Origin of the sequence: Streptomyces sp. R-74717, from assembly GCF_047305335.1 — a bacterium.
GTDB classification, from domain to species: Bacteria; Actinomycetota; Actinomycetes; order Streptomycetales; family Streptomycetaceae; genus Streptomyces; species Streptomyces atratus.
On sequence record NZ_CP102361.1, the window covers coordinates 1,100,957 to 1,124,170 of the forward strand.

Here is a 23,214-nt window from a genome sequence, read left to right on the forward strand (position 1 = left end):
CCGCCCGTGGACCGGTCCCAGCCCTGCGGTGATCCGGTGAGCAGATACCCGGCATACGGCACACGGCCCCAGAGAACGGCACCCCGATGGCAGAGACAGCACCCCCCGAGCCCGGCTCCCACTTCGAAGCACCGTCCCCCGGCACCTCCTCCCCCGCCCTCGGCTCGCCCGGCCCCTCCTGCCCCGGTCCGGGCGCATGGCCGCAGCCCAGCCGACCGGACCGGATGCGCAGTCTGCTGGATGCCGTGATGAGTCTGGGACGGGGCCTGGAACTCCCGGAGGTGCTGCGCGGCATCGTGGAGGCGGCGGTGACGCTGACCGACGCGGAGTACGGAGCACTCGGCATTGTCGGGGACGGGCAGAAGCTCCTGGAGTTCCTGCCGGTGGGCCTGTCGGACCAACTCGCCGCCAGGATCGGGCAGTCACCGTGCGGCCGCGGAATCCTCGGCGAGCTGATCCGCCACCCGGAACCGCTGCGGCTCACCGATCTGAGCAGCCACCCGCGCAGCTTCGGTTTTCCGCCTCATCATCCGCCGATGCGCACCTTCCTCGGCGTACCGGTGCGGGTGCGCGACGAGGTGTTCGGCAACCTCTATCTCACCGAGAAGCGGGGCGGGGTGAGCTTCGACGCCGACGACGAGGCGGTGCTGACCACCCTGTCGATCGCCGCCGGCGTCGCCATCGACAACGCCAGGATGTACGAGGAGAGCCGCCGCCGGGAGCGGCGCCTGGAAGCACTGGGCGAGATCACCCGCACCCTGCTCTCGGGGACGGACGCCGACGAGGTGCTGCATCTGATCGCCGAGCGGGCGATGGAAGTGGCGGGGGCCGACCGGGCAGCGATTCTGCTGCCCATGGCGCGGCCCGGTTCCGCGCCCCTCTCAGAGGCTCCGGCGGCATCAGCGGCCGAGGAACGCCTCACCGTTGCCGTCGCCCATGGCCGGGACTCCGACCGTGTGACGGGGTTGTCCGTTCCGGCGTCGGGATCGCTGGCCGGGCTCGCCGCCCGTACCGGAACGCCTGTGCACTGCGCCGACGTCCGTACAGATCCCCGGGCCCATCCGTTCGGCGACGGTACCGAGGACAGTCTGGGCCCGGTGGTGGCCGTGCCGCTGCAGATCGACACCGGGGCGCTGGGCGCACTGCGCCTGGGGCGGCCGGCGGACCGCCCGCCGTTCGACGACACCGAGGTCGAACTCGTCTCCGGCTTCGCCGACCAGGCGGCCATCGCGCTGGAACTGGCCCGCAGACGGGCCGAGTCCGAGGAACTCGCCGTGATGCACGACCGGGACCGGATCGCCCGCGATCTGCACGATCTGGCGATCCAGCGGCTGTTCGCGACCGGGATGACTCTCCAGAGCACCACCCGGGCCATCGCGGACCGCCCGGAAGCGGCCGAGCGGGTCAGCCGGGCGGTGGATGATCTGGACACCACGATCCGGATCATCCGGTCCACCATCTTCGATCTGCGCACGGCGGACGGTTCGGGCCGCGGCGGGCTGCGGCACCGGATAGCGGAGACCGCTCGTACCGCGGCACATGTCCTCGGCTTCCGGCCCACCGTGCGGATCGACGGGCCGGTGGACACCACCGTCCCGGACGAACTCGCCGAACACGTGGTGGCGGTCGCCGCCGAGGCGGTGTCCAACGCGTCCCGCCATGCCCGTGCGAGTCGTATCGGCATCGTGCTGTCGGCCGACGACGCGGTGACTCTGACCGTCACGGACAACGGCATCGGCATCGGCATCGGCATCGGGGACGGTGACACGACCGCTCCCGGAACGCCGACAGCGGTCGATGACGGAGCGGGGGCAGCGATCAATGACGGCGGTCGGCCGGCAAGGCGCGGCGGTGGACTGGCCAATATGCGTACGCGGGCGGAGCTGTGCGGCGGCACACTCGCCATCGAACGGCCGGCGGAAGGCGGCACCAGGATCACGTGGTGCGTGCCGCTCCACGACTGACGCCTGAGCGCCTGTCAGATTCGCCGGACCGGGGTCTGCCCCTGGCGGTCCTTGATCCGGCCGACGAGCATCGCGGCGTGGATCCGGCGGCCGACGCCCAGTTTGGCGAGGATCGAGGAGATACGGTTCTTGACGGTCTTCTCGGCCAGGAAGAGGCGTTCCGCGATTTCGCGGTTGGTGAGGCCCTCGCCGATGAGGTCCAGGATCTGGCGCTCCCTGGCCGTGAGCTGGTCCAGTTCCGATGCCTCCGACTCCTCGGCGGGGGTCCGCTGGGGGCCCCGCAGCCGTGCCATCACACGAGCGGTCGTCCGTGGATCGAGCATCGAGGTGCCGGACGCGACCGTGCGTACGGCGGCGATCAGATCGGCTCCGTTGATCTGCTTCAGCACGTAGCCGGCCGCGCCCGCCATGATGGCGTCGAACAGTGCCTCGTCGTCGTCGAACGACGTCAGCATCAGACATGCCAGTTCGGGCATGAGGGCACGCAGTTCCCGGCATACCTCGATACCGGCGTGGTCACCGCGGGGGTCGTCTCCGAGCCGTACGTCCAGTACGGCGACCTGTGGCCTGCTGGCCGGTACGCGGGCCAGCGTCTCCCGGGCGTTGGACGCCTCGCCGACGACCTCGATGCCGTCTTCGGCCTCCAGCAGATCGCGTACGCCGCGCCGGACGACCTCGTGGTCGTCGAGGATGAAGACGCGTACAGGAGCTGCGGACTGCGGCGGCGTCGTACTCAGCGGGGACTTCGCGAGGTCATTCACACCATGCTCGATCGGTTCGGGGAAGGGGGCTCGGACCAGTATGTACATCCGTCCGCAGGCCGGTTCGCGGGGGTGTCACAGCATGTCGAACAGGCTCTGAACAGGGCCGAAAGGCCCTGTGACCAGGGCCGGTCGGCGGGCTGGACGCGGTGCCATACTGACGCCGCCGAGATCGTCCCAGCGCTACGGACGTCTCTCCGTCCCCCCACCGTGCAGCTCCAAGGAGTCACCGGACCATGAACACCCCGAGCGAGGACTACCACGCACTGCTCGCGCGGCATGACGCGATGCGGCTGCGACGACGCATCCTGTCCCCGGACAAAGCCGGCGCCGAACCGTGGTGCGCCGAGGCACCGCAGCCTTACGACGGAACGTCCGACCAGCAGCTGATCAGCGAATTCCTGCCGCTGGTGAGCCCGCTGGAGGAGCTGATCGCCGAACTGTACAGGGTCCTGTTCGAGCGGCATCCGTATCTGCGGTCGCTGTTCCCCGAGTCGATGGCGTTCCAGCAGGCCCATCTCGTCGGGATCTTCCGCTATCTGATCGGCAATCTGCACCGTACGGACGAGATGATCGGCACCTTCTCGCAGTTGGGTCGCGACCACCGCAAACTCGGTGTGCGCCGCGCGCACTTCGAGGCGTTCGAAGCGGCGCTGACCGAGGCGCTGCGCACGCGTGCGGGCGCCCGGTGGACCGATGTCCTGGAGGACGCCTGGCTGCGCATGCTGCGGCTGGCCGTTTCGGCGATGGTCAGGGGCGCGGACGAGGCGATCGCCGAACCGCCGAGCTGGGAGGCGACGGTGACCTCGCACGAGTTCCGTACGCCGCGTCTCGCGGTGCTGAGAGTGCGCCCCCATCAGCCCTACGCCTTCAGGGCCGGGCAGTTCGCGTCCCTCGAGTCGCCGCTGCTGGAGCAGGCGTGGCGTCCCTACTATCTGGCCCGCGCGCCGCATCCGGACGGCGAGTTGGAGTTCCATGTACGGGCCCGTGGTGCCGATGGGGTGAGTGATGCGCTGGTGCACGGCACGCGGGAGGGCGGCACCGTCCGCCTCAGTGCACCGCGCGGCGCGCTCGCCCTCCCCGATCACACCCCGTCCGCCGACGTTGTGTTGATCGCTTCCGGTACCGGATGGGCCGCGATGAAGGCGCTGCTCCAGCAGATCGACACCGAACGGTTCCGTGCGCACCGGGTGCGTCTGCTGCTGGATGGAGGGGTGGGGGAGGGCGTGTACGACGCGGCGTACCTGGAAGCGTTCCGGCGCGGACGCCCCTGGCTGACCGTCCTCACGGCCGGTCCCTCCGCAGATCCCGGTATGCGGGCGCTGGACGGAATACTGGCGCAGCGTCCCGGGGCCGCTGCCCGGCAGCACGTCCATCTGGCCCTGGCGCCCGAGGCATCCACAACAGACTCCGCGCGGATCGTCGCCGCCCGGCTGGCCGCCGCCGGAGTCCCGGCCACGCACATCCATCACGACACCAGCGGCTTTGTGCGGGTCACAGAAACGTCTGCCAGTACGACCAGAACCGGGTTGCTATCAGCATGACGATGGCCAGGCACCAGGTCACCGGCACCACAAGGGGGAACTCCAGTACCGCCGCGACCAGGGCGCGTGGGGCGGGCAGGACGCCATGGCGCAGATTGTGCACGGTCGTGTGCCAGAACATGAAGATGGTGGCCGCCCACACGAGTACGCACCACAGACAGAGCGCGCCGATGTCGTACAGCGCCTGCGTCATCAGCCACATGCAGAAGCCGACGCCGAACAGGGTGCCCAGGTTCAGCCCCAGCCAGTACCACCGCCGGTAGCGCGCACCTGCGAGCAGGCCCGCGCCGGTCCCCATCACCACTCCGAAGGCGATCAGTCCGATGAGCGGATTGGGGAATCCGAACACCGACGCCTGTTCGCTGCGCATCACATCCGTGCAGGAGACCACGGGGCTCAGCGAGCAGGCGGGGACGAAGCCGGGATCGGCGAGCAGCTCGAACTTGTCGATGGTGATCACGAAGGAGCCCAGCAGCCCGAGGGCGGCGGTGATCACCAGCAGCCATGCGAATCCCTGGCGCGCCCCGACCCGATCCCGTTCGTCGCTCGTCCCCGAAGCACCGTCGTTCGCCAGGTCCTCCGAGGAGTGAACCTCCTGGTTATCGGCTTCGGGGGCTTCCGCCACCATCTCCGGCTCACACGCCGACGCGCTCATGCCCACCCCCGCACGGAGCCGTCCGGCCAGACGATCTCCACCCGGATTCCACGCGCCCGCGCGAAGGCAACCAGATGTGCGGTGGCGTCCCGGCCGTCCGACGGCGAACCGTCCCACACGGCAAGCAGGGTCCGGCACGTCTCCACCAGACGTTCATCGGCGCTGACACAAGCGTTGCGGTCGGCCGGATCAAAAGCCAGCAGCCGTACGCTCTCGGCCAGGACCAGAAGTTCCCCTGCGGCCCGCCGGTCCCGCTCGGGCAGCACTGCGGGCACCGCGCCCTGGGCCGGCAACAGTACCGTCAGCTTCCGTCCGGCTTCCCGGGCGGCGCGCCCGAACACGAGTGGCAGCCCCGCCCCGACCCGTACGAGAGCAGCCACTCCCTCTGCCAGGCAGTCCAGCCGCGCTCTCAGTTCAGCCTCCACCAGCGCCATGGTCCTGTTGCTGAGGTCTCTGTGTCCGACGACCGCTATCACCGCGTTCCCCTCCTGTACACATCCGCACCGCCCGCTCCGACCGAACGCTCCACAAGCCACGGGCCGGCGCCCGGAGCCGTCGTTGGGCCGGCCTGTGGCATGCGGTCCACCGCAGTGAACCCATCGGGGGTCCGGCGCCGCTAGGGCCGTTCGGCCCTGGGCCGTTCGGCCCTGGCGTGGGGATGGCCGCACGCGATGTACTCGTGCGGCAAGTGAGCAGATCAGGAGACGAGGCCGCCCCATGAGCCACGCAGGTCATCAGTCGTCCCAGTCGTCCGTGCCCGCGGCCGCGCCCACGTCGTCGGCGTCGGACCCGGCTCACGGCCTGGCGGCCACCGGACCACGCCGCACGGTCGAGTTGACGGGCGCTCAGGCGCTGAGTCTGCTCGGCGGGGCTTCGCTCGGGCGGATCGTCTTCACCCAGCGCGCGCTGCCCGCAGTCCGGCCGGTGAACCATCTGCTGGACCTCGGTCAGATCGTCATCCGGACCCATCAGGACTCGGACCTGTTCGCCCAGGCCCGGCACCATGGCGACCGGGGAGTCGTGGTCGCCTACCAGGCGGATGACATCGATCCGCTGACCCATCTGGGCTGGAGCGTCGTCGCGACGGGTTACTGCCGCCCCGTGACCGATCCGGATGCCCTGATGCGCTACCAGCGACTGATCAGGCCCTGGTCGGACCGGGTGATGGACTGTGCGGTCCGCATCCGCCCGCATCTGGTCACCGGTATCCGGCTGACGGTCTGATGCAGCGTCTGAGTGAGGAAGTCGCGACTTTGTACGGATGCGACGGATCACGTTCCCCGTGGCCGGACGCGGACGGTGCCCGCCCCGGCGGGCACCGTCCGCGTTTCTCATTGCTGTCCGGCCCGGGAGGTGCCTCGGAGCCCGGCTGCCGCGAGAGCGGCTCCCAGCAGGCAGAGAACGCCGGTCACGGTCACTGCGGTGTGCACACCGTTCATGAACGCCTGGCCACTGCCCTCCACGACGGCCGCCCGGAGCTGCTCGGTCATTTTGCCGGAGGCCAGGGCGACACCCATGGCGACCGCGGCACCGGCCTCCTCCAGGCCACCCGCGACGGACGCCGGGACCCCCGCACCGGTCAGCTCGTCGACAAGCGTGGCGTCGACCCGGCTGCTGATCAGCGAGACCAGCACCGACGTGCCCAGCGCGCCGCCGATCTGGAGGGCGGTGCCCTGGAGGCCGCCCGCCACTCCGCCGCCCTTGACGGGGGCCTGGCCGACGATGGCGTCGGAGGAGGCCGACAGCACCATGCCGGCCCCCGGGCCGAGGGCGATGAACGGCGACCACATCGTGGCGTAGGACGAGCCGGTGTCCCAGCTCAGCAGGCCGAAGGTCGCGGCGGCTTGGAGCAGCATGCCCAGCGGCATCGAGAGCCGGGGCCCGAAGCGGCCGGTCAGCGCCGCCCCCAGCGGGGAGGCCACCAGCGAAGCGGGACTGAGCGGCAGTGTGCGTACGCCGGCCTCGACCGGCGAGAAGCCGCGCACATTCTGGAGGTAGAGCATCACGAAGAAGATCACGCCGAGCATCACGAAGAAGTTGAGGGCGGTGATGATCGTGCCGACGGTCAGCGCCCGGATGCGGAACAGCCGCATCGGCAGGATGGGGTATCCCCTGTTCGAGCGGAGCCGAGAGCTTGGGGAAGGGTGCGCAATGCGGTTCTCGTACCGGTCGAAGCCCACCAGGATGAGCACGCCGGCGGCGACGGCGCCCAGGGTGCCGGCCGAGGCCCAGCCCCAGGTCTCGCCCTTGACGACGCCGAAGACCACGCACAGCAGGCCGAGAGCCAGCAGCACGACGCCGGGGACGTCGAAGCGGTGATGGCCGGTCGAGTTCCTGCTCTGCGGCAGGACGGCGGCGCTGACCAGGAGCGCGATCACGCCGATGGGGGCGTTGAGGTGGAAGACGGACTCCCAGCTGACGTTCTCGATGAGCAGGCCGCCGACGATGGGGCCGAGCGCTGTGGAGACGGCAGAGACCATGGCCCAGATACCCACGGCGATGCCGAACTTCCGCGGCGGGAAGACGGCGCGCAGCAGGCCCAGGGTGTTGGGCATCAGAAGCCCGCCGAAGAGCCCCTGCACCGCCCGGAAGCCGCCAAGCCCTGATCGCGGGCCAGGGGCTCGGATGTCGGGCTGCGCTCGATGCCGTGGTCGCGGACGTTCCGACGGGAGTCACCAGGTGGGGCGCAGTCGGATAGAGGTACCGGCATCCCGATGAAGGAGCAGGAACAGCCGGCCCCGATATCGTTCACGACCTGCGGCGACGCTCAGTGGTTTTCTCCGGCAACCCCTCGGAACGTGCGCCGATAGGCGAGCGGCGACACACCGATGACTGCGTGCAGGTGCTGGCGGAGCGACGTGCCCGTCGCGAAGCCGACCCGGGCGGCGACGTCGTCCACCGGCAGGTCGGTGGATTCGAGCAGATGCCGTGCCCGGGCGACCCGCTGCTGTATGAGCCACCGCCCCGGACTCGTTCCGACCTCCTCGCTGAAGCGGCGGGCAAAGGTACGCAGGCTCATCCGTGCATGGTCGGCGAGCTCGGCCAGGTTCAGGGGCTCGTGAAGGTTCTCCAGCGCCCACTGGCGGGTGGCAGCCGTGCCGTTCGCGGAGGCATCGGGCACCGGCTGGTCGATGTACTGCGCCTGCCCGCCGTCCCGCCAGGGCGGTACGACACAGATGCGAGCGACCCGGTTGGCCACCTCGCTGCCGTGGTCCTTGCGTACGACGTGCAGGCAGACGTCGACACCGGACGCGGCGCCCGCCGATGTCAGCACATCGCCGTCGTCGATGAACAGCACATCCGGATCGAGCGCGATGTGCGGAAACCACTCCCGGAAGACGCCGGCGAGCGCCCAGTGCGTAGTGGCAGGACGTCCGTCGAGCAGACCGGCTGCGGCAAGGACGAAGGCGCCCGTGCAGATGGACACGATGCGCGTGCCCGGTGCCAGGCACGCGAGAGCCTCCGTGACAGCCGCAGGCGCCTCCCGCGCTATGAGCGAGGTGGCGAACGGTGGGATGACCACGGTGTCGGCCATGCGCAGAGCGTCCGGGCCGTGCTCGACTGTGATGGAGAAATCGGAGTTGGTATGCACTGGACGGCCGTCGACGGTGCAGGTCACGACCTCGTACAGGCCCTCCGCGGCCCCGAAGACCCGGCTCGGAATGCCCAGCTCGAACGGGTACACCCCGTCCAGGGCCAGAACGGCTACACGGTGAACGCTTCCCATGGCAGGATCCTGTCGAAAGATGGCAATCATGCCATGGTACGGAACGGCGGGGCCCGCGACGCTGGACGCATGAGTCAGAACACAGCGCAAAGCACGGCTACCACCGCCCCCGCCACCATGCGCGCCATGAGCCAGGACGTCCACGGAACCCCGGACGTACTCAAGGAAGTACGACTGCCGAAGCCCGTCCCGGGACCGAGCCAGATCCTGGTCGCCGTCCGCGCGGCCGGGGTCAACCCCACCGACTGGAAGCACCGTGCCAACGGGCTTTTCCTGAACCGGCTTCCGCTGGTCCTGGGCTGGGACGTCTCAGGAGTCGTCGAGGCCGTCGGCTTCGGCGTCACTCTCTTCAAGCCGGGCGACGAGGTCTTCGGCATGCTGCCCTACCCGTACGGGGTCGGCTCCCACGCGGAGTATGTGACCGCCCCGGCACGCGCCTTCGCCCGCAAGCCGGCCGGCATCGACCATGTCCAGGCCGGGGCCCTCCCGCTTGCCGCCCTCACCGCGTACCAGGCCCTCGTCGACACCGCCGACGTGCGCCCCGGGCAGCGGGTCCTCGTCCACGCGGCCGCAGGCGGCGTCGGCCACCTCGCAGTCCAGATCGCCAAGTCCCGTGGGGCGCACGTGATCGGTACCGCGAGCGCTCCCAAGCACGACTTCCTCCGGGCACTTGGCGCGGACGAGATGATCGACTACCGCAGCGTCGACTTCGCCGAGGCCGTCAAGGACATCGATGTCGTCCTCGATCCCCTGGCGGGCGAGACCCGCGCCCGCTCGCTGAACGTCCTGCGTCCTGGCGGTGTTCTCGTCTCGCTCCTGCCCGGCGGTTCCCCGGACGAGGAGCAGCGGGCCGCCGAGTTGGGCGTCCGTGTCGAGACCCTCCTTGTCGAGGCCGACCACGCCGGCATGAACGCCGTGGCCGGTCTCGTCGAGGCCGGCTCCCTCCATGCCCACATCGAGGCCACGTTTCCCCTCGCCGAAGCACCCAAGGCCCACGCCCTCGGCGAGACCGACCGGACCTCGGGGAAGATCGTGCTGGTCGTGACGGAGCCCGCATCAGCGGAGTTGTGATCCCTGTGGCAGGGTCTGCGATGCGGACTCCCGGACGGACAGCCGGAGTCGTGGTGCCGGCAGACCGATGCGTTCGGCTGCCAGGGACTCGGCCCCACACTGTCGGCGGTCGATGAAGCGCAGCACCTCGCGGACGTTCGCCCCCCAGAGCCACTCAGGTCAGGGCCGGTCGGTGTCCTCTGGAGGTGTGCCGAGAAGTGCCTGCAGCCGTGCGGTGGTGAGGATGCCCACGGCGAAGCCGTCCTCGTCGACGACGGGCAGGATCGTCAGGGACCGCTCGCGCATGGCGGCCGCGGCCTCCGAGGCCGGCATACCGGGGTGCGCGAACGGGCCGCAGTCGTGTGGGATGTCACGGACCCGGGTGTTCTCGGCGTACCAGGGCTTCGCTGCGTGGGCGGTGAGCTGGTCGAGAGTGATGGTTCCGGCGCACCGGCCGGTGTCGTCACGGATGAGTACGTACTGACTGTGGGATCCGCGCAGGACATCGAGTGCCCCGTCGATGCTGATGTGGTCGCTGACTTGCAGGTCCGGCGCGATCATGGCGTCGGCGGCTGTGGGACTCATTCGAGAGGTGATCGTCGGCTCCAGGGGCTTGGCGGTGCGCGGCGTCAGGCCCGGCGGGCACGAGAGGGCGCACCTGCTGAGGGCGCGGCTGGGTCGGGGATGTGCTCATGACCGCCGCCTCCAGGGGTTCGGAACCGGGCGCCGGTACACGGCACCCGGCAAGTGCAGTCGTCCGCGGGAGCGCCGCCGTCGCGGTTGCCGGGTCCGGCCGAGATCGATGGCGGGCACGGTGCGGCCGGTCCGGCTGGGCCGACAGCGCCTCGCCGTGCGGTTTCAGCACGGCGAGGCAGATGTGCGCGTCGATCGGGCGTGGGTCGGATGAGGGCATGGGCCTCTGGAACCGTTGCGTCCCGGTCGGGGTGCCCGGACAAGGACACCGCGGCCCGATTCCGGCGGGCCGGGGTTCTTCGTCACGTCACGCAGGCGGCTCCGTCACTCGCCTTCGAAGTCGTATCCGATCACTCGGAAGCTCGCTCCCACACCGTCGTTGACGAACACGCCTCCGTCGACGCGCTGCGGGAACACGCCCGAGGTGGCGCCGTAGGGTCCGACGACGGCGACGGGGCCGCCGTTGTCGCAGGTCGCCCCGCTGAAGACCTCGACGGTCCTCCGGCTGTCATTGAAGATGTTGAAGCTTGTGGCGCCGAGGCCGCTGGCCGCGGTGATGCAGCCGCCGGGGTAGGCGGAGTACGTCCGCTCGTTGAAGTGGATCCTGCCCTCGTCGTAGCCCCGACCCCCGCCGCGACCCCTGCCCTCGTCGTTACCCCTGCCTTCGTCGTTACCCCCGCCCTCGTCGTTACCCCTGCCTTCGTTGTTGCCCCCGCCCTGGTCGTTACCCCTGCCTTCGTTGTTGCCCCCGCCCTCGTCGTTACCCCTGCCTTCGTTGTTGCCCCCGCCCTGGTCCCCCTTTCCGGCGTCGCCCCCATCGTTGGGGGCCGAAGCCGGCGCTGCGGCCTGTCGCACGACCGGGGCTGCCGGGGCCGCCGGGGCCGGATGGGCCGGATGGGCCGGATGGGCCAGCCGTGCAGGCCGGGCCGACTCAATGGTGGCGGCCGAGGTGAAGGTGCTGCCGGTGGCTACCAGGGCCATGGCGGCCGCGAGGGCGGCGGTCACGACGGTGGAACGTGTAACCATGTCACTTCTCCTGTCTCAGAGAGGCCAGCTGCGTAGCCGGCCCGTGACTGAACGTACTTACGCTCCACAGGGCTGTCATTTCGGGCATATCGAACGGCTGACACCGAGCACCGATCGGGATACCAGCCGAGCCGGATAGCCCGGAAAGGCCCATTACCGCTTGACACGCCGAAGGACCGGCATGGGCAGCGGTGTTGCTGCCTGTGCCGGTCCTGGCTCGCGAGGTGGGTGCTGAGTCTGTGGCTCAGTAGGCGGAGTTGACGTTGTCGATCGACCCGTAGCGGTGGGCGGCGTAGTTGGCGGCCGCGGTGATGTTGGCGACGGGGTTGGTGAGGTCGTGCGCGGTGCCGGCGACGTGGTAGGCGTTGAAGGTCGGCTGGATGACCTGGAGCAGACCCTTGGAGGGTATGCCGTTGCGCGCGTTGACGTCCCAGTTGTTCTGGGCGTTGGGGTTGCCGCTCGACTCGCGCATGATGTTGCGGTGCAGGCCCTCGTAGGTGCCGGGGATGCCCTTGGCCTTCATGATGGCCAGCGACTCCTTGATCCAGCCGTCGAGGTTGTTGGCGTAGCCCCTGCCGGCCGGTGCGCCCTGGGCGCCGTCCGCGGAGGCCTTGACCACGGAGACGCTCGCCGGTGCCGCCTCGGCCGCCTGCGCGGATGTCGACGTCAGCGTGAGGGCGGCGGCCGCGGCACCGAGGGTGGCGATGCCCGCGACGGACATGGTGCGGAAGCGGGCGATGCGGCTGGCGCGGGTCTGCATGTGCGTGGTCATACGGAAGGAACTCTCCAATGGGGGACGTCACGGTGTTGCCGACCGGTTGCGGTGGCTCGCGGGGCAGTGCCCCGCGCTGCGGGCCGGAGCGAACGGATCCGAAGGAATCCACCCGGCCCTGTCGCGGCTTCCCGCAACGACAGCCATGGTTAGCGACGTACACGACGGAACGCAATGATGTGACGTACTACCCAACATCGGACAAATGTCCGAAATGACATGTTCCATGGCGCTTGCGCACTGTTCGGGCGCCCCCGGCCCTACTACCCGCCTTAGGATGTGACACAGCTCCTATGGGTCGCATCACATCCACGACACCAAATCGGCGGCCTCGACAGGGCGGTTCCCGCCGGATCTGCGCCCGCACCGGCTGACAGCACCACCGGTTGTAAGAGGTTGGGGCCGCCCCGGTCCCATGGCAGCCCCAACCTGTTCCTGATGTGTCTGGGCGACGGATCCCCTCGTCGGATCAGCGGTTCTCGTTCACCACCATGGCCGAGCCGCCGCCACGCCGCTTGGGTTCGGCGACCGCCGTGACCTTCCCGTCGCGCTGGAACTCCAGTGCGGCCACCGCTCCGATCTCAGGGGAGGGGGTGAAGGTCTGTGGCGCCAGGACGAAGTGCTGGCCGAGGCCTTCGAGCACGGTGCGCTCGGGTGAGTCGAGGAAGGCGGGTTCGGCTTCGGTCGTAGTCCGGTTCCGCTGCGAGATCCGCGGAGCGGCGACCGCATCGGGCAGCGACATGCCCAGGTCGAGACGGTTGACGAGGGTCTGGAGCACCGTGGTGATGATGGTCGCGCCACCCGGCGAACCGACCGCGATCAACGGCTTGCCGTCCCGCAGCACAATCGTCGGCGACATGCTGCTGCGCGGGCGCTTGCCCGGCGCCGGCAGATTCGGGTCGGGTACCCCGGGGGTGAGCGGGGTGAAGTCGAAGTCGGTGAGCTCATTGTTGAGCAGGAAGCCACGTCCGGGCACGGTGATGGCCGAGCCTCCGGTCTGCTCGATCGTCAGGGTGTACGAGACCACATTGCCCCAACGGTCGGCGGTCACCAGATGGGTCGTCGAGGGCCCCTCGTAAGGCTCCTGGCTGCCCGTCCCCCGGCCACAGCCTGTTGGCGCGCTGCGCGGGTCCGCCGGGGCCAGCGGGCTGGTCAGGGTCGCGTCGGGCCGGATCAGGCAGGCCCGGTCCTTCGCGAACTTCTTGGACAGCAGCGCCCGCGTGGGCACCTCCGAGAAGGCGGGGTCACCCACCCAGCGGTTGCGGTCGGCGAAGGCGATCCGGCTGGCCTCCAGGTAGTGGTGCAGCGCCTGGACCCGGTCGGCGGACGACAGAGGAAAGTTCTCCAGGATGTTGAGCGCTTCGCCGACTGTCGTGCCGCCGGAGGAGGACGGCGCCATGGAGTAGACGTCCAGCCCGTGGTAGGTGGTGCGGGTCGGGTCCCGGCGCACCACCCCGTAGTTCGCGAGGTCGCTCCGTTCCATGAGTCCGGGCCGGAACGTACGGTCGGAGCCGGCGGCCACCGGCGGGTTCTGCGCGGTGCGCACCACATCACGCCCGATGTCGCCGTGGTAGAGCGCGTCTATGCCCTCGTGGGACAGTTCCCGATATGTACGGGCGAGGTCGGGGTTGCGGAAGAGGGTGCCGACCACGGGGAGTTCACCGTGCGGCAGGAACAGCTCGGAGGTCGAGGTGATGTCCCGGAAGCGGGCTTCGTTCATCGCCGTCTGGGCGCGGAATTCGTCGTTGACCACGAAACCGTCGTCGGCGATCCGGGTGGCCGGGCGCAGTGCGCGCCCGAGCGAGACCGTGCCCCAGTCGTCCAGGGCCTTCTGCCAGGTCGCCGGGGTGCCCGGAACACCCACGGACAGGCCGGAGTTGACCGCTTCCTGGAACGGGATGGCTTGGCCCGTGGACGGGTCGACGAAGGAGTCGGAGCGCATCCGGGCCGGGGCCGTCTCGCGGCCGTCGATGGTGTGCACCTTCTTCTTGGCGGCGTCGTAGTACACGAAGTAACCGCCGCCTCCTACGCCTGCCGAGTACGGCTCGACCACGCCGAGCGCGGCCGCGGTCGCCACCGCCGCGTCCACCGCGTTGCCGCCGTGCCGGAGCACCTCCATGCCGGCCTGCGAGGCGTACGGGTTCACACTGGAGACCGCGCCCCCGCTGCCGGTGGCGACGGCCTGTTTGGGCGGCGGCTGGAGCCGGGAGCCGGAGCGTACCGCGACGCCGTCGGCCGGGGATGAGCCGGCGGCCGCGGCGGGGACGAGCAGGGGAAGAGCGAGGGCTGCCGCTGACACGGCAGACACCAGGGCACGGCGGGCGATCATCAAGCCTCCGAGGGCCTCGGGCGAGGGTAATTGCTGGCACTCTGGCAATGGCCGGCCGCAACAGCAATGGATCTTGGAGATCTTTGCGGAACATCTGAGGTTCCTCAGTAGTAACCAGCACGGTTCAACGAGCCACCGGTACAAGGAATCGGCGGTCTGCCGGCGCACGATGGCCACGAGCGCGGCACGTGGCCGTGTCCGGGGTGCATCTCCGGTCACGGCCACGTCGTGTGGGGCCCGCTCATGCGCGGCGTCAGCCGCGAAACAGACCGCGTCGCCCGTCGCTTGGCCACGCACCTCGCCCTTCCTTGACCGTCGGCCGAGCACCTGGGCGCCTGGTTCGACGTGTGTCAACATAGGCATATGTCGAACGTGAAGGCGCTGCCGGCGCTGAAGTCCGTGGTCGCGCCGTGCTGCCCGCCGATGACTGAGCGCGCCCTGACCGCCGAGGAGGCCGTACGGACGGCCGCGATGTTCAAGGCGCTCGGCGATCCGGTCCGGCTGCGCCTCTTCTCGCTGGTGGCCTCGCACGAGGGCGGCGAAGCATGCGTGTGCGACATCTCCGATGTGGGCGTCTCCCAGCCGACCGTGTCCCACCATCTGAAGAAGCTCAAGGAAGCCGGCCTGCTCTCCTCCGAGCGGCGGGGCACCTGGGTCTACTACCGGGTCGAACTCTCCGTCCTGGCCGCGATGGGCCAGATGCTGGCGTCGCGGACCTGACCAAGCCGAGCTTCGGCGAGCAGGCCCGGCTCCTCACCGAGCCGGACGCAGCGCCGTGGAGGCGTGGGAGTTCTCGATGATGTCGTGGACGGACTCCCGTCGCAACGGGTAGCCGGAGGTCCCGTCTCCCTGACGCAACGTCGAAGGCCGACCGACGCCCGGTGAGCAGCTTGTGAGGGCCCGTATTCATAGGCGCAGGGCCGGAAGCCGCCTGGCGCTGCACCTCAACATGCGGACCCTCGCTCGCTTCCCGCGGGTCGTGGACGCAGTGCGGGGCACCATGTTTACCGCACAGGTCCAGGAACACTCCGAACTCGGCATGCTCGTCATGCCGTCCAACCTGACACCGGGCGGCCTTGGTGCCGCGCTGGCCGGCCGCGAGCCCCGCCAGGTCGACACATACCTGGCCGCCCGGGCCCACGTGGGCATGAACGCCACGCAGGTGCATATGCAGGGAGTGGCCCGAATCGCCGCTCTGGCGGGCCGCACACCACTGCTGCGCCACAGCCTGCCCCACGCCGATCACCACGCCCTGCGTCTGGCCTTCCGCAGGACGGCGAAACTGCTGTTCGCGGCAGGCGCCACGGAGTTGCTACCGCCGACGAGTTCTGCCGAACCCCTCCTTTCGGAGACCGACGCGGAGGACAATTGCGCTCGGGTCCGTCCGCGCGACTGGGAGCTGGTATCCGTGCACGGCATGGCGACCTTCCCTATGGCACTGCCCGAACACGGCGGCGTCTGCGACGAACTCGGCAGACCTCACGGTTTCACCAACCTGCACCTGTGCGACGCCAGCGTACTGCCGGGTGCTCCGGGCATCAGCCCGCAGGGAACGATCATGTCCTTCGCCCACGAGATCGTGGGCCGTCATCTGGAGAGCACGTGACCGACCAACCAACCGCACAGCGCGTCACCTCGGCGCAGGAAGCGCCGGTGACTCCGCTGTTCAGTCCGGCCGCCGTGGTGGCGTCCTGCGTCGGCTTCATGCTGATCGGTGCGCTCCAGGCGCTGTACGGACCCACGATTCCGGCGTTCCGTGCGGAGTTCGGTCTCTCGCCGTCGGTTGCGGGGCTGGGGCTGAGCGCCCATTTCATCGGTGGTGTCGCCGGTGTGCTGCTGTTCGACCGGCTCTTCGGCCGGATCGGCAATCGGCAGATCCTCGGCTCCTCGTACCTCCTTATGGCCATCGGCGCGGCAGGCTTCGCGCTGGCACCGAACTGGCCTGTCAGCCTGGCCATGGCCCTGCTCGCCGGGCTCGGCTTCGGCGGCATCGACTACGGCCTCAACCAACTGTTCGCCGCCGGCTTCGGGCGCCGCTCAACCGCGATGCTCAACGTCCTCAACGCACACTTCGGCGTCGGTGCGATCCTCGGCCCGGTGCTCATCGGCGCGGTCGGTGCCACGCACTACCCGGCGGTCTTCCTCGGCTTCGCGGTGGCCAACCTGCCGCTGCTGCTGTGCTTGAAGGGCGTACGGAACCAGGTCTCGCAACCGGGCGGTACCGCCGACGTGCAGCACGACGGCGGGCAGGTACTCCGCCGTAGCGTGGGTTCGGTGCTGGCCGTTTTCGTCACGCTCTACGTCCTGCATGTGGGCATCGAAGCCGGTGTCGGTGGCTGGGAGCCCACCCACCTGGAAACCGTCGGATATGGGACGGGGATCGCCGCGACCGCCACCTCCATCTATTGGCTGATGATGACCGTCGGCCGATTCCTGGTCGCCCCGATCGCCCTGCGCTTCTCCGCCCAGTCGATCATCACGGTCTCGTGTGCCGGAATGACGGCCTGCCTTCTGCTCGCCTCGATACGTGGGCTCGCCCCGTACGCCTATGCGGGTGTCGGCCTGTTCATCGCACCGATCTTCCCCACCGGTCTGCCGTGGCTCAACAAGTCCGCACCGCAGGCCCGGCGAGCCGGAGCCCTGGTGATCGCCGCGTCGATGGTCGGTGGTGTGGTGGCCGGGCCCGCGCTCGGCAAGGCCATCGAGTGGTCCGGCATCCGCACGGTTCCGCTGCTGCTGGGCGGCATCTCGGTCCTCTGCCTCGCGGCGACCCTCTGGCTAATCCGCGCCACGCGCACCACCACGGCCCACTGACGTGGGACCCGCTCACCCCGCCACGGCCGAAGGGAAGCTCTACGTGCCCATTCTGACCACGTCATCCGACGGTTTCCTCCTGAACGGCGAGCCGTTCAGGAGCATCTCCGGCGCGATGCACTACTTCCGCATCCACCCCGACCAGTGGGCCGACCGACTGAGCAAGGCCCGACTCATGGGACTTAACCTGCCGAGTGGCCGAGGGGATCCTCATCCCTCGGCCCTCACAGATCCGTACGTGACGATCTCTCGTCATCGACCTCGGTGTCCGCGACGCGCCGCCGGCGACTGGACGACCGTCGGCATCACGCACCCAGGTCCGCAGCGTCTCGGGGTTGACGTTCAGATCAGCCGCGACGTCCTTGAACGTCCGCCTGCCGGCCGAAGCCCGCCACAACGCGATCGCGTCGGACCGGAACTCCGCACTGTACTTCGAGGGCCTTTGCCACGTACATCTACACCTTCCAGGATCAACAAGATCCATTGTCAGGTGTGTCCACACCACAGGGGTCACCTCAGTGGGCCTCGTGCCAGACCGGAGACACATCGACAGCCGTGATCAGCGGCAGCAGCGCGAGGTCTTCCCGCGACACCGTTTCCCGCGCGGCCAGGTGATGGTCGGCGGGCACCACGAGGGCACGGCGCTCGGAGAACACGACGGGGCCCACGACGACGCCGGGCTCCGCCACCAGAGTCTCGGCCAGCAGCACGTCGACATCCTCGTCCCGCAGCGCCGCGACGGCGGCCTTGTACGTCACTTCCTGGAGCTCGACGGCGCAGCGCGGATGACGGAAGTGGAACGCCTCCGCTGCCCGCGCGACGAGGTCACCGGACCATGGGGCGCGAACCCCACGCGCAGCACGCCGCTGAGGCCCGCACAGGCCGCCGACGCGTTGCCGACGGCTCGTTGAATCTGCCGGTACGCGGGGAGCAACTCGTCGTAGAACTCCCGGTCGACCGAGGTGAGGGCCACGCTCCGGCCACTGCGTTCGATCAAAGCGCCGCCATTGCGTCGCTCCAGTGCTGTGATCGTCTGGCTGACCCGGCCGGGAGAGACCTGCAACCGATCGGCAGTGCGCGAAGTGGAACTCTTTCGCCAAGGTCAAGAACGTCTCGATTTCGTACCGCTCCACTCAGATCCCACCACACCTTGTCCGCGGTTCATGTCCGTAGCCATGCCACCGTCATTCCAGGGCATGGACCCGGCCGACGATATGTGGCTTCACCAGATCCCGGCCGTGCCTGACTGGTGAATACCTGGTACCGCAGGTCAGCCGATACGCTCCGCCAACCACGCCAAGGCCGGCGGCATCCGGTACTCCACCGCGTGATGGCCACCGTCGAACAGCTCGAAGTGCACCGTGTCGTCCGTGACTCCGGCCTCCCTCAGCGCGTCACGGAACGCCAGAGCGCCCAGGTCCAGGTACCACTCGTCGCGGGTACCCGCATCGATCCAGACGGCCCGCTGGGAGCGCAGCGCCTCGGCGTACCGCGGGGCCATGCGCACCGGGTCCCAGCGAAGCCAGCGGTCCCAGACCTCGGGGCGCAGGGCTCCGGTGCGCGGGTCGAAGGGCAGGTGCGGAGCGCCGTCGGGCCCGGGTGAGAAGCACGCGGAGACACCGAGCAGTTCCAGTAGCCGCAGATCCTCGTCCTTGGTGAACGCCACCCGCGAGCGGAAATCGCCCCACCAGCGCATGATGTCGCCACCGTAGGGCCTCAACTGGCGTGCGGCCATGAGGAAGTGGGGGATGTACTGGGCCTCGGAGAGCGAGTCTCCGGAGTGGGTGGCGAAGGCGCCGAACAGGTCGGGCCGTTGCATCGCCGTGATGGCCGCGCCCAGTCCGCCGCTGGACTTCCCGGCCAGCGCCCGGTGATCACGGTCGGCCAGTGTGCGGTAGTGGTCGTCCACCCACGGCACGATCTCCTCACAGAGGTACGAGTGGTAACGGCCGGTGCCGGGTGAGTCCACGTACTGGCTGCCGCCGTACGTCGTCCAGGCGTCGACGAAGACCAGGATCATCGGCGGCGCCTCACCACGGGCGAAGATCCCGTCGACGGCCTCGGGCACGGGCTGCCGGTAGGGCGCCCGGTTGCGCCAGACCGGCAGCGTGCCGGCGTAACCGAGCAGCAGGTAGGTGACCGGGTAACGGCGGCCGGGATCGGCTTCGTAGCCGGGCGGCGTGTAGACCCACAGTGGACGGCGAGCGGGGTCACCCAGCGGATTGTCGCGAAGTAGTTCGCTGTCGACGACGCGCTCGTCGATGCGTCCGACGAGTTCAAGTGGCATGGATCGGGGCCTCCTTGGTCGAGGGCCTGACGCGGCCCCGGTGTTCCGACCGTACGCCAGTTACTACGATTTCAAAATATCTGACATCAAAGAAATGCCGTAGGCTGGCGGCATGGCTGACAGTGACTCCATCGACCGGCACATCACACGATGGCGGGCCGAGGTTCCGCAGCTCGACCCGGCGGTCGAAGGGGTCGCCACGCGGATGCAGATGCTGGTACGGCATCTACAAGGGCGCAAGGAAAAGAGCCTGGCCCAGCGCGGGCTGAAGGGCTGGGAGTACGAGATCCTCTGGCAGCTGCGCGCGGCCGGCACCCCCTACCGGATGACACCGACGCGCCTTGCAGCCGCCCTGCACGTCCACCCCGCGACGCTGACGAACCGCCTCGACCGGCTGGCAGAGGCAGGTCACATCACTCGCGAACACGCCTCCGGCGACCGCCGCAGCCTGCTGGTGACGCTGACCGACAAGGGCAGAGCCGCCTGGTCGACGACGATCGGCGACCAGGCGGCGGCCGAGCACGCGCTGCTCGCTCCACTGTCCGACATAGAGTGCGACCAACTGGCCGCACTGCTACGGAAGATCACACTGGGCGCCGAAGCGGGTGGCGCCCCCCTGATGCCGGATCCGGAGGACTGATCACCACCTTGATTCCGACCTCTGCGCAGGCAGGCGCGGTTCGTCCGCGAGGAGGGCGGCGTATCGGCAGTTACCGCGTCCCGGCGGATTCGCGGACTGCCCGCGATGGCGTCCCGCTAAGTGACCGCTACATGGACACCTGGGACCCATGCAGCCAGGTTCAGGCAAAGCCAGACCCCCTGCGTGCGGAATGCGACCCAATGCCACCTGCACGAACGGCCACCTGATGCCCCATCAGAATGTGCGTCAAACCTGCGTCACGTGCGTCGCTCGTGCGTCAAGATATCGCCCGTAACGCCCACAGCACACATAACGCACACTCAAAGAACCCGCAGGTCAGCGATCCTTGTCAGCAGGCTCAAGGATCGCGATGCACTCAACATGATGCGTCATCGAGAACGCGTCGAGACGACACCGGCGGCTCCCGCCGTCAGTGCGGGAATGAACGAGCACCGCAGACGGCGGGCCCCACCCGGCACGTAAGGCAACCAAGCGAGCCACCACTTTGACCGCGCCGGGAAGCCTCTACAGGGCGAGCCCGCTGGGGAGAATCTGGGGAGAATTTAGCCCCCTGGGGAGCGCCTGGGGGGGAATCGGCTACACAAGACCGCACGAACACGAAAGATCGAGAAAGTTGCGTACGCCCAGGTCAGGACGCCTTCAGGGTACAAACTCCCTGGTCAGCAGGATCAGGTAGAGGACTTCATGACGTACGTACCGAGATCGTCGGCCTGGATCGCACCGGGGAGCGAGCCGCCCTCATGCAGGGACGTGACGTTACGGACGCCGTGATTTCTGCGAGCAATCCGGAATGCACAGGGTGCGTCACACCGCAGCAGGGCCATCAAAGGCAAAACGAATGTAGCAATGCAGCCATTTCGCTCACTACCCGGATTCGCACAGCTCGAGCGACTCGTGGTGAGGACTGACCAAGCGGAGTCGGCGTCGACGGTTCGGTGACCCCACCAATCTGATTACGCATCAGTATCGTCAGCAAAGGGTCAGCAAGTGTTCGATCAGACCTGGTCGCAGGTGCCAACACATGCAACTGCCAACCGCCCGAGGAGCCAACCCGCGGCAGGCACAGCTGCGTCCCCCCGCCGCACCGGCGAGGGGACGCAGCGAGAGCACACGACGGGAATCACCGGCGGGCCCATCACCCCAGGTCAGCGCACCCGACCCCGTGGTTTCAGGGCCACCGGCGGCAAGGCCGGAGCAGGCAGCCTGGACCCGTCGTAGCCCTTCACCTCGCCGAAGCGGGAGCCCTCCATCCAGTCCAGGCGGGCCGCCTCGATCTCCTCATGGGAACGCCCGACGAAGTTCCACCACATGACGATCTCCTCCTCGAAGGGTTCGCCGCCGAGGAGCATGAGGCCCGCGTCGGTGTCCGCACGCAAGGGGAGTTCGGTGCGGCCGCAGCCGAGGTAGAGCATGGAACCGGGCAGCACGGGTACACCGTCGACCTCGGCCTGGCCGGACATCGAGAGCACCGCGTACTCGAAGTCCGGGTCGAGCGGCAGCCGGGCCTCGGCGCCGGCGGACAGGGCCAGGTCGGCGCCGACGATCGGGGTGTACGTGGTGCCGGGCGAAGTGGCGCCGTCGAGTTCGCCCAGGATCAGGGTGGCGGTGAGACCGGGGGCGGTGACGGTCGGCAGTTCGGTGTGATGCCGGAAGTGCGGCTCGACATGGCGGTGGGCGTCCGGCAAAGCGACCCAGAGCTGGGCGCCGTGCAGAAACCTCGCATGCGACTTCGGGCTCTCCTCGGAGTGACTGATGGCCCGACCGGAGGTCATCAGTCCCAGCTCGCGCGGGCGGATCGTGCGGAGACTGCCGAGGCTGTCCCGGTGCAGGACCTCGCCCTCGTGCAGCCAGCTGACCGTCTGCAGGCCCATGTGAGGGTGGGGCGGTACTTGCATCCCTGATTCGCCGGCGATGTCGTCGGGGCCGTAATGATCGACAAAGGCCCATGCGCCGACCATCCGGCGCCCCAGATTGGGCAGCAGTCTGCGGACCTCGGTGGACTCACCCAGCCGGACATGGCGCGGGGTGAGGAGTTCACGTACAGGCTCGGCGACGACGAAGCCCCGTCCTCCACAGACGGAGAGTGTGGCCTGGCGATCGAGATTGCTCATGGCGCTCAACCTATTCCCGTGCGGGCCCGGGGTGCCGGTACCCACGCCGATGATTTAGTGGAATATTCAACCAGTGCGCCATGTTCGGGTGACTGGGGCACGGCTGAGCGTATGGCCGGGTCAGTGGCTGGACAGGGCCGGGAGCGATCCCGGGACGGTCCGTGAACGAGGAGGTCAAGTGAGCGACACCTATTTCGAGTTCGGTACGTCCGCCGACCGCTGGGACCGTGCGCAGATGTTCTTCGAAGCGAAGGAGTACATGACTGCGGCCCGGATTCTGGAGGGCCTGGTCGAGGAGGCGCCGGAGCAGGTCTCCCCGCGTCTGCTGCTGGCCCGGGCCTACTACCACTCGGCTCGGCTCGGCAGGGCCGAGACGGAGCTGCGGGCGGTTCTGGAGCGCGACCCGGTGGAGCACTACGCGCGGCTGATGCTCGGCCGCACGCTCGAGCGCCAGGGGCGTAGCGCGGAGGCGGCCGGTCATCTGCGGATGGCGGCGGCGTTCTCCGGGGACTTCGACGCGGACCGGACAAGGCTCTAGCGGTCGCGTGGGGCGCTCGACAGGCGGTTCAGCCATTCCGTCAGGAGGGCGCCCTCGGCCGCACTGAGTGCCGGATCCGGCGACCGCCTCAGCAGTGCGCTCAGCCGGGCCGCGGTGGGCGGCACGCGGGCCTCGGATGCGGCGGCCCCCGTGTCGTCCGCGTCGTCGGAAGCGCCGGACACATCCGGGGTGAAGACCGCGGCATGCACGGCGTCGCGTACCCGCCGTGACACGCTCGCGTCGCCGCAGGTCGCGGGGCGGGCGACGAGCATCAGCGCCACG

General features: G+C 69.1%; 22 protein-coding genes and 4 pseudogenes. 10 read left to right on the plus strand and 16 right to left on the minus strand.

Annotated features, from left to right (window positions below; all coding sequences use genetic code 11):
* Positions 1-224 precede the first annotated feature (224 nt).
* A complete protein-coding gene (locus tag NRF20_RS04970) occupies positions 225-1,964 on the plus strand; it encodes a GAF domain-containing protein (RefSeq protein ID WP_398631648.1) in 1,740 nt (579 codons plus the stop codon).
* Between the two features lie 14 nt (positions 1,965-1,978).
* Here the strand turns inward: NRF20_RS04970 and NRF20_RS04975 are convergent, their stop codons facing one another.
* Positions 1,979-2,725 carry a response regulator transcription factor gene (locus NRF20_RS04975; RefSeq protein WP_266355285.1) on the minus strand — a complete coding sequence of 249 codons (747 nt, stop codon included), beginning with the start codon at positions 2,723-2,725 and terminating at the stop codon, positions 1,979-1,981.
* Between the two features lie 236 nt (positions 2,726-2,961).
* Here NRF20_RS04975 and NRF20_RS04980 point away from each other — a divergent pair, with 236 nt between their 5' ends.
* Positions 2,962-4,269 (plus strand): globin domain-containing protein, encoded by a 1,308-nt coding sequence (locus tag NRF20_RS04980; protein WP_398631521.1) that lies wholly within the window; start codon positions 2,962-2,964, stop codon positions 4,267-4,269.
* Here NRF20_RS04980 and NRF20_RS04985 read toward each other — a convergent pair.
* Both NRF20_RS04985 and NRF20_RS04990 read right to left on the minus strand, forming a co-directional pair.
* Complete coding sequence (locus NRF20_RS04985) at positions 4,220-4,897, minus strand: vitamin K epoxide reductase family protein (protein ID WP_413754526.1); 678 nt, start codon at positions 4,895-4,897, stop codon at positions 4,220-4,222. The genes NRF20_RS04980 and NRF20_RS04985 overlap by 50 nt on opposite strands.
* A 23-nt stretch (positions 4,898-4,920) precedes the next feature.
* The gene (locus NRF20_RS04990; RefSeq protein WP_266355290.1) at positions 4,921-5,400 is read right to left on the minus strand and encodes a hypothetical protein; all 480 of its coding nucleotides are present in this window, start codon (positions 5,398-5,400) and stop codon (positions 4,921-4,923) included.
* Between the two features lie 241 nt (positions 5,401-5,641).
* Here NRF20_RS04990 and NRF20_RS04995 point away from each other — a divergent pair, with 241 nt between their 5' ends.
* Positions 5,642-6,148 carry a pyridoxamine 5'-phosphate oxidase family protein gene (locus NRF20_RS04995; protein WP_266355292.1) on the plus strand — a complete coding sequence of 169 codons (507 nt, stop codon included), beginning with the start codon at positions 5,642-5,644 and terminating at the stop codon, positions 6,146-6,148.
* Positions 6,149-6,255: 107 nt separating this feature from the next.
* Here the strand turns inward: NRF20_RS04995 and NRF20_RS05000 are convergent.
* Both NRF20_RS05000 and NRF20_RS05005 read right to left on the minus strand, forming a co-directional pair.
* Positions 6,256-7,521, minus strand: a pseudogene (locus tag NRF20_RS05000) (MFS transporter); the annotation flags it as partial.
* Positions 7,522-7,691: 170 nt separating this feature from the next.
* Positions 7,692-8,651 (minus strand): GlxA family transcriptional regulator, encoded by a 960-nt coding sequence (locus tag NRF20_RS05005; protein ID WP_413752083.1) that lies wholly within the window; start codon positions 8,649-8,651, stop codon positions 7,692-7,694.
* Between the two features lie 117 nt (positions 8,652-8,768).
* Between NRF20_RS05005 and NRF20_RS05010 the strand changes: the two genes are divergently transcribed.
* Positions 8,769-9,722 (plus strand): NADP-dependent oxidoreductase, encoded by a 954-nt coding sequence (locus tag NRF20_RS05010; RefSeq protein WP_413754527.1) that lies wholly within the window; start codon positions 8,769-8,771, stop codon positions 9,720-9,722.
* 159 nt (positions 9,723-9,881) lie between these two features.
* On the opposite strand, the gene NRF20_RS05015 is transcribed toward NRF20_RS05010, so the two are convergent.
* The 4 genes from NRF20_RS05015 to ggt all read right to left on the minus strand — a co-directional run bounded on the left by NRF20_RS05015 (position 9,882) and on the right by ggt (position 14,521).
* Positions 9,882-10,286, minus strand: coding sequence for a CBS domain-containing protein (locus tag NRF20_RS05015; RefSeq protein WP_398631519.1), 405 nt, complete (start codon positions 10,284-10,286; stop codon positions 9,882-9,884).
* Positions 10,287-10,718: 432 nt separating this feature from the next.
* Entirely contained in the window at positions 10,719-11,420 is a 702-nt protein-coding gene (locus tag NRF20_RS05020) for a hypothetical protein (protein ID WP_413752084.1), read from the minus strand.
* 244 nt (positions 11,421-11,664) lie between these two features.
* The gene (locus tag NRF20_RS05025) at positions 11,665-12,192 is read right to left on the minus strand and encodes a transglycosylase SLT domain-containing protein (RefSeq protein WP_413752085.1); all 528 of its coding nucleotides are present in this window, start codon (positions 12,190-12,192) and stop codon (positions 11,665-11,667) included.
* 469 nt (positions 12,193-12,661) lie between these two features.
* On the minus strand, positions 12,662-14,521 hold the full coding sequence (ggt, locus tag NRF20_RS05030) for a gamma-glutamyltransferase (RefSeq protein WP_413752086.1): 1,860 nt from the start codon (positions 14,519-14,521) through the stop codon (positions 12,662-12,664).
* A gap of 363 nt (positions 14,522-14,884) precedes the next feature.
* Here ggt and NRF20_RS05035 point away from each other — a divergent pair, with 363 nt between their 5' ends.
* Positions 14,885-15,241, plus strand: a complete 357-nt coding sequence (locus tag NRF20_RS05035; protein ID WP_266355305.1) for an ArsR/SmtB family transcription factor — start codon at positions 14,885-14,887, stop codon at positions 15,239-15,241.
* 33 nt (positions 15,242-15,274) lie between these two features.
* Here NRF20_RS05035 and NRF20_RS05040 read toward each other — a convergent pair whose 3' ends face one another.
* Positions 15,275-15,379 carry a 1-deoxy-D-xylulose-5-phosphate synthase N-terminal domain-containing protein gene (locus tag NRF20_RS05040; RefSeq protein WP_413752087.1) on the minus strand — a complete coding sequence of 35 codons (105 nt, stop codon included), beginning with the start codon at positions 15,377-15,379 and terminating at the stop codon, positions 15,275-15,277.
* Positions 15,380-15,521: 142 nt separating this feature from the next.
* Between NRF20_RS05040 and NRF20_RS05045 the strand changes: the two genes are divergently transcribed.
* From NRF20_RS05045 to NRF20_RS05055, 3 genes and pseudogenes are all read left to right on the plus strand, one after another.
* Positions 15,522-16,127, plus strand: coding sequence for a GMC oxidoreductase (locus NRF20_RS05045; RefSeq protein WP_398634302.1), 606 nt, complete (start codon positions 15,522-15,524; stop codon positions 16,125-16,127).
* Complete coding sequence (locus tag NRF20_RS05050) at positions 16,124-17,335, plus strand: MFS transporter (RefSeq protein ID WP_398634301.1); 1,212 nt, start codon at positions 16,124-16,126, stop codon at positions 17,333-17,335. Before NRF20_RS05045 ends, NRF20_RS05050 begins: the two co-directional genes overlap by 4 nt.
* 43 nt (positions 17,336-17,378) lie before the next feature.
* A pseudogene (locus NRF20_RS05055) lies at positions 17,379-17,522 on the plus strand (beta-galactosidase); the annotation flags it as partial.
* Positions 17,523-17,687: 165 nt separating this feature from the next.
* On the opposite strand, the pseudogene NRF20_RS05060 reads toward NRF20_RS05055, so the two are convergent.
* The 4 genes and pseudogenes from NRF20_RS05060 to NRF20_RS05075 form a co-directional block, all read right to left on the minus strand.
* Positions 17,688-17,882 (minus strand): annotated as a pseudogene (locus NRF20_RS05060) (hypothetical protein); the annotation flags it as partial.
* Positions 17,851-18,216, minus strand: coding sequence for a LysR substrate-binding domain-containing protein (locus tag NRF20_RS05065; RefSeq protein ID WP_398634305.1), 366 nt, complete (start codon positions 18,214-18,216; stop codon positions 17,851-17,853). The pseudogene NRF20_RS05060 and the gene NRF20_RS05065, both read right to left, overlap by 32 nt.
* 137 nt (positions 18,217-18,353) lie before the next feature.
* Positions 18,354-18,398 (minus strand): annotated as a pseudogene (locus tag NRF20_RS05070) (hypothetical protein); the annotation flags it as partial.
* Positions 18,399-18,605: 207 nt separating this feature from the next.
* Positions 18,606-19,622 carry an alpha/beta hydrolase gene (locus NRF20_RS05075; RefSeq protein WP_266355314.1) on the minus strand — a complete coding sequence of 339 codons (1,017 nt, stop codon included), beginning with the start codon at positions 19,620-19,622 and terminating at the stop codon, positions 18,606-18,608.
* A 112-nt stretch (positions 19,623-19,734) separates the two neighbouring features.
* Between NRF20_RS05075 and NRF20_RS05080 the strand changes: the two genes are divergently transcribed.
* Positions 19,735-20,262: a MarR family winged helix-turn-helix transcriptional regulator gene (locus tag NRF20_RS05080; RefSeq protein ID WP_413752088.1), complete on the plus strand. Its 528-nt coding sequence runs from the start codon at positions 19,735-19,737 to the stop codon at positions 20,260-20,262.
* A 1,166-nt stretch (positions 20,263-21,428) separates the two neighbouring features.
* Here the strand turns inward: NRF20_RS05080 and NRF20_RS05085 are convergent.
* On the minus strand, positions 21,429-22,394 hold the full coding sequence (locus NRF20_RS05085; RefSeq protein ID WP_398634299.1) for a pirin family protein: 966 nt from the start codon (positions 22,392-22,394) through the stop codon (positions 21,429-21,431).
* Positions 22,395-22,572: 178 nt separating this feature from the next.
* Between NRF20_RS05085 and NRF20_RS05090 the strand changes: the two genes are divergently transcribed.
* Positions 22,573-22,932 carry a tetratricopeptide repeat protein gene (locus NRF20_RS05090; RefSeq protein WP_398634298.1) on the plus strand — a complete coding sequence of 120 codons (360 nt, stop codon included), beginning with the start codon at positions 22,573-22,575 and terminating at the stop codon, positions 22,930-22,932.
* Here the strand turns inward: NRF20_RS05090 and NRF20_RS05095 are convergent.
* Positions 22,929-23,213, minus strand: a complete 285-nt coding sequence (locus tag NRF20_RS05095; protein WP_413752089.1) for a hypothetical protein — start codon at positions 23,211-23,213, stop codon at positions 22,929-22,931. The genes NRF20_RS05090 and NRF20_RS05095 overlap by 4 nt on opposite strands.
* Position 23,214 lies beyond the last annotated feature (1 nt).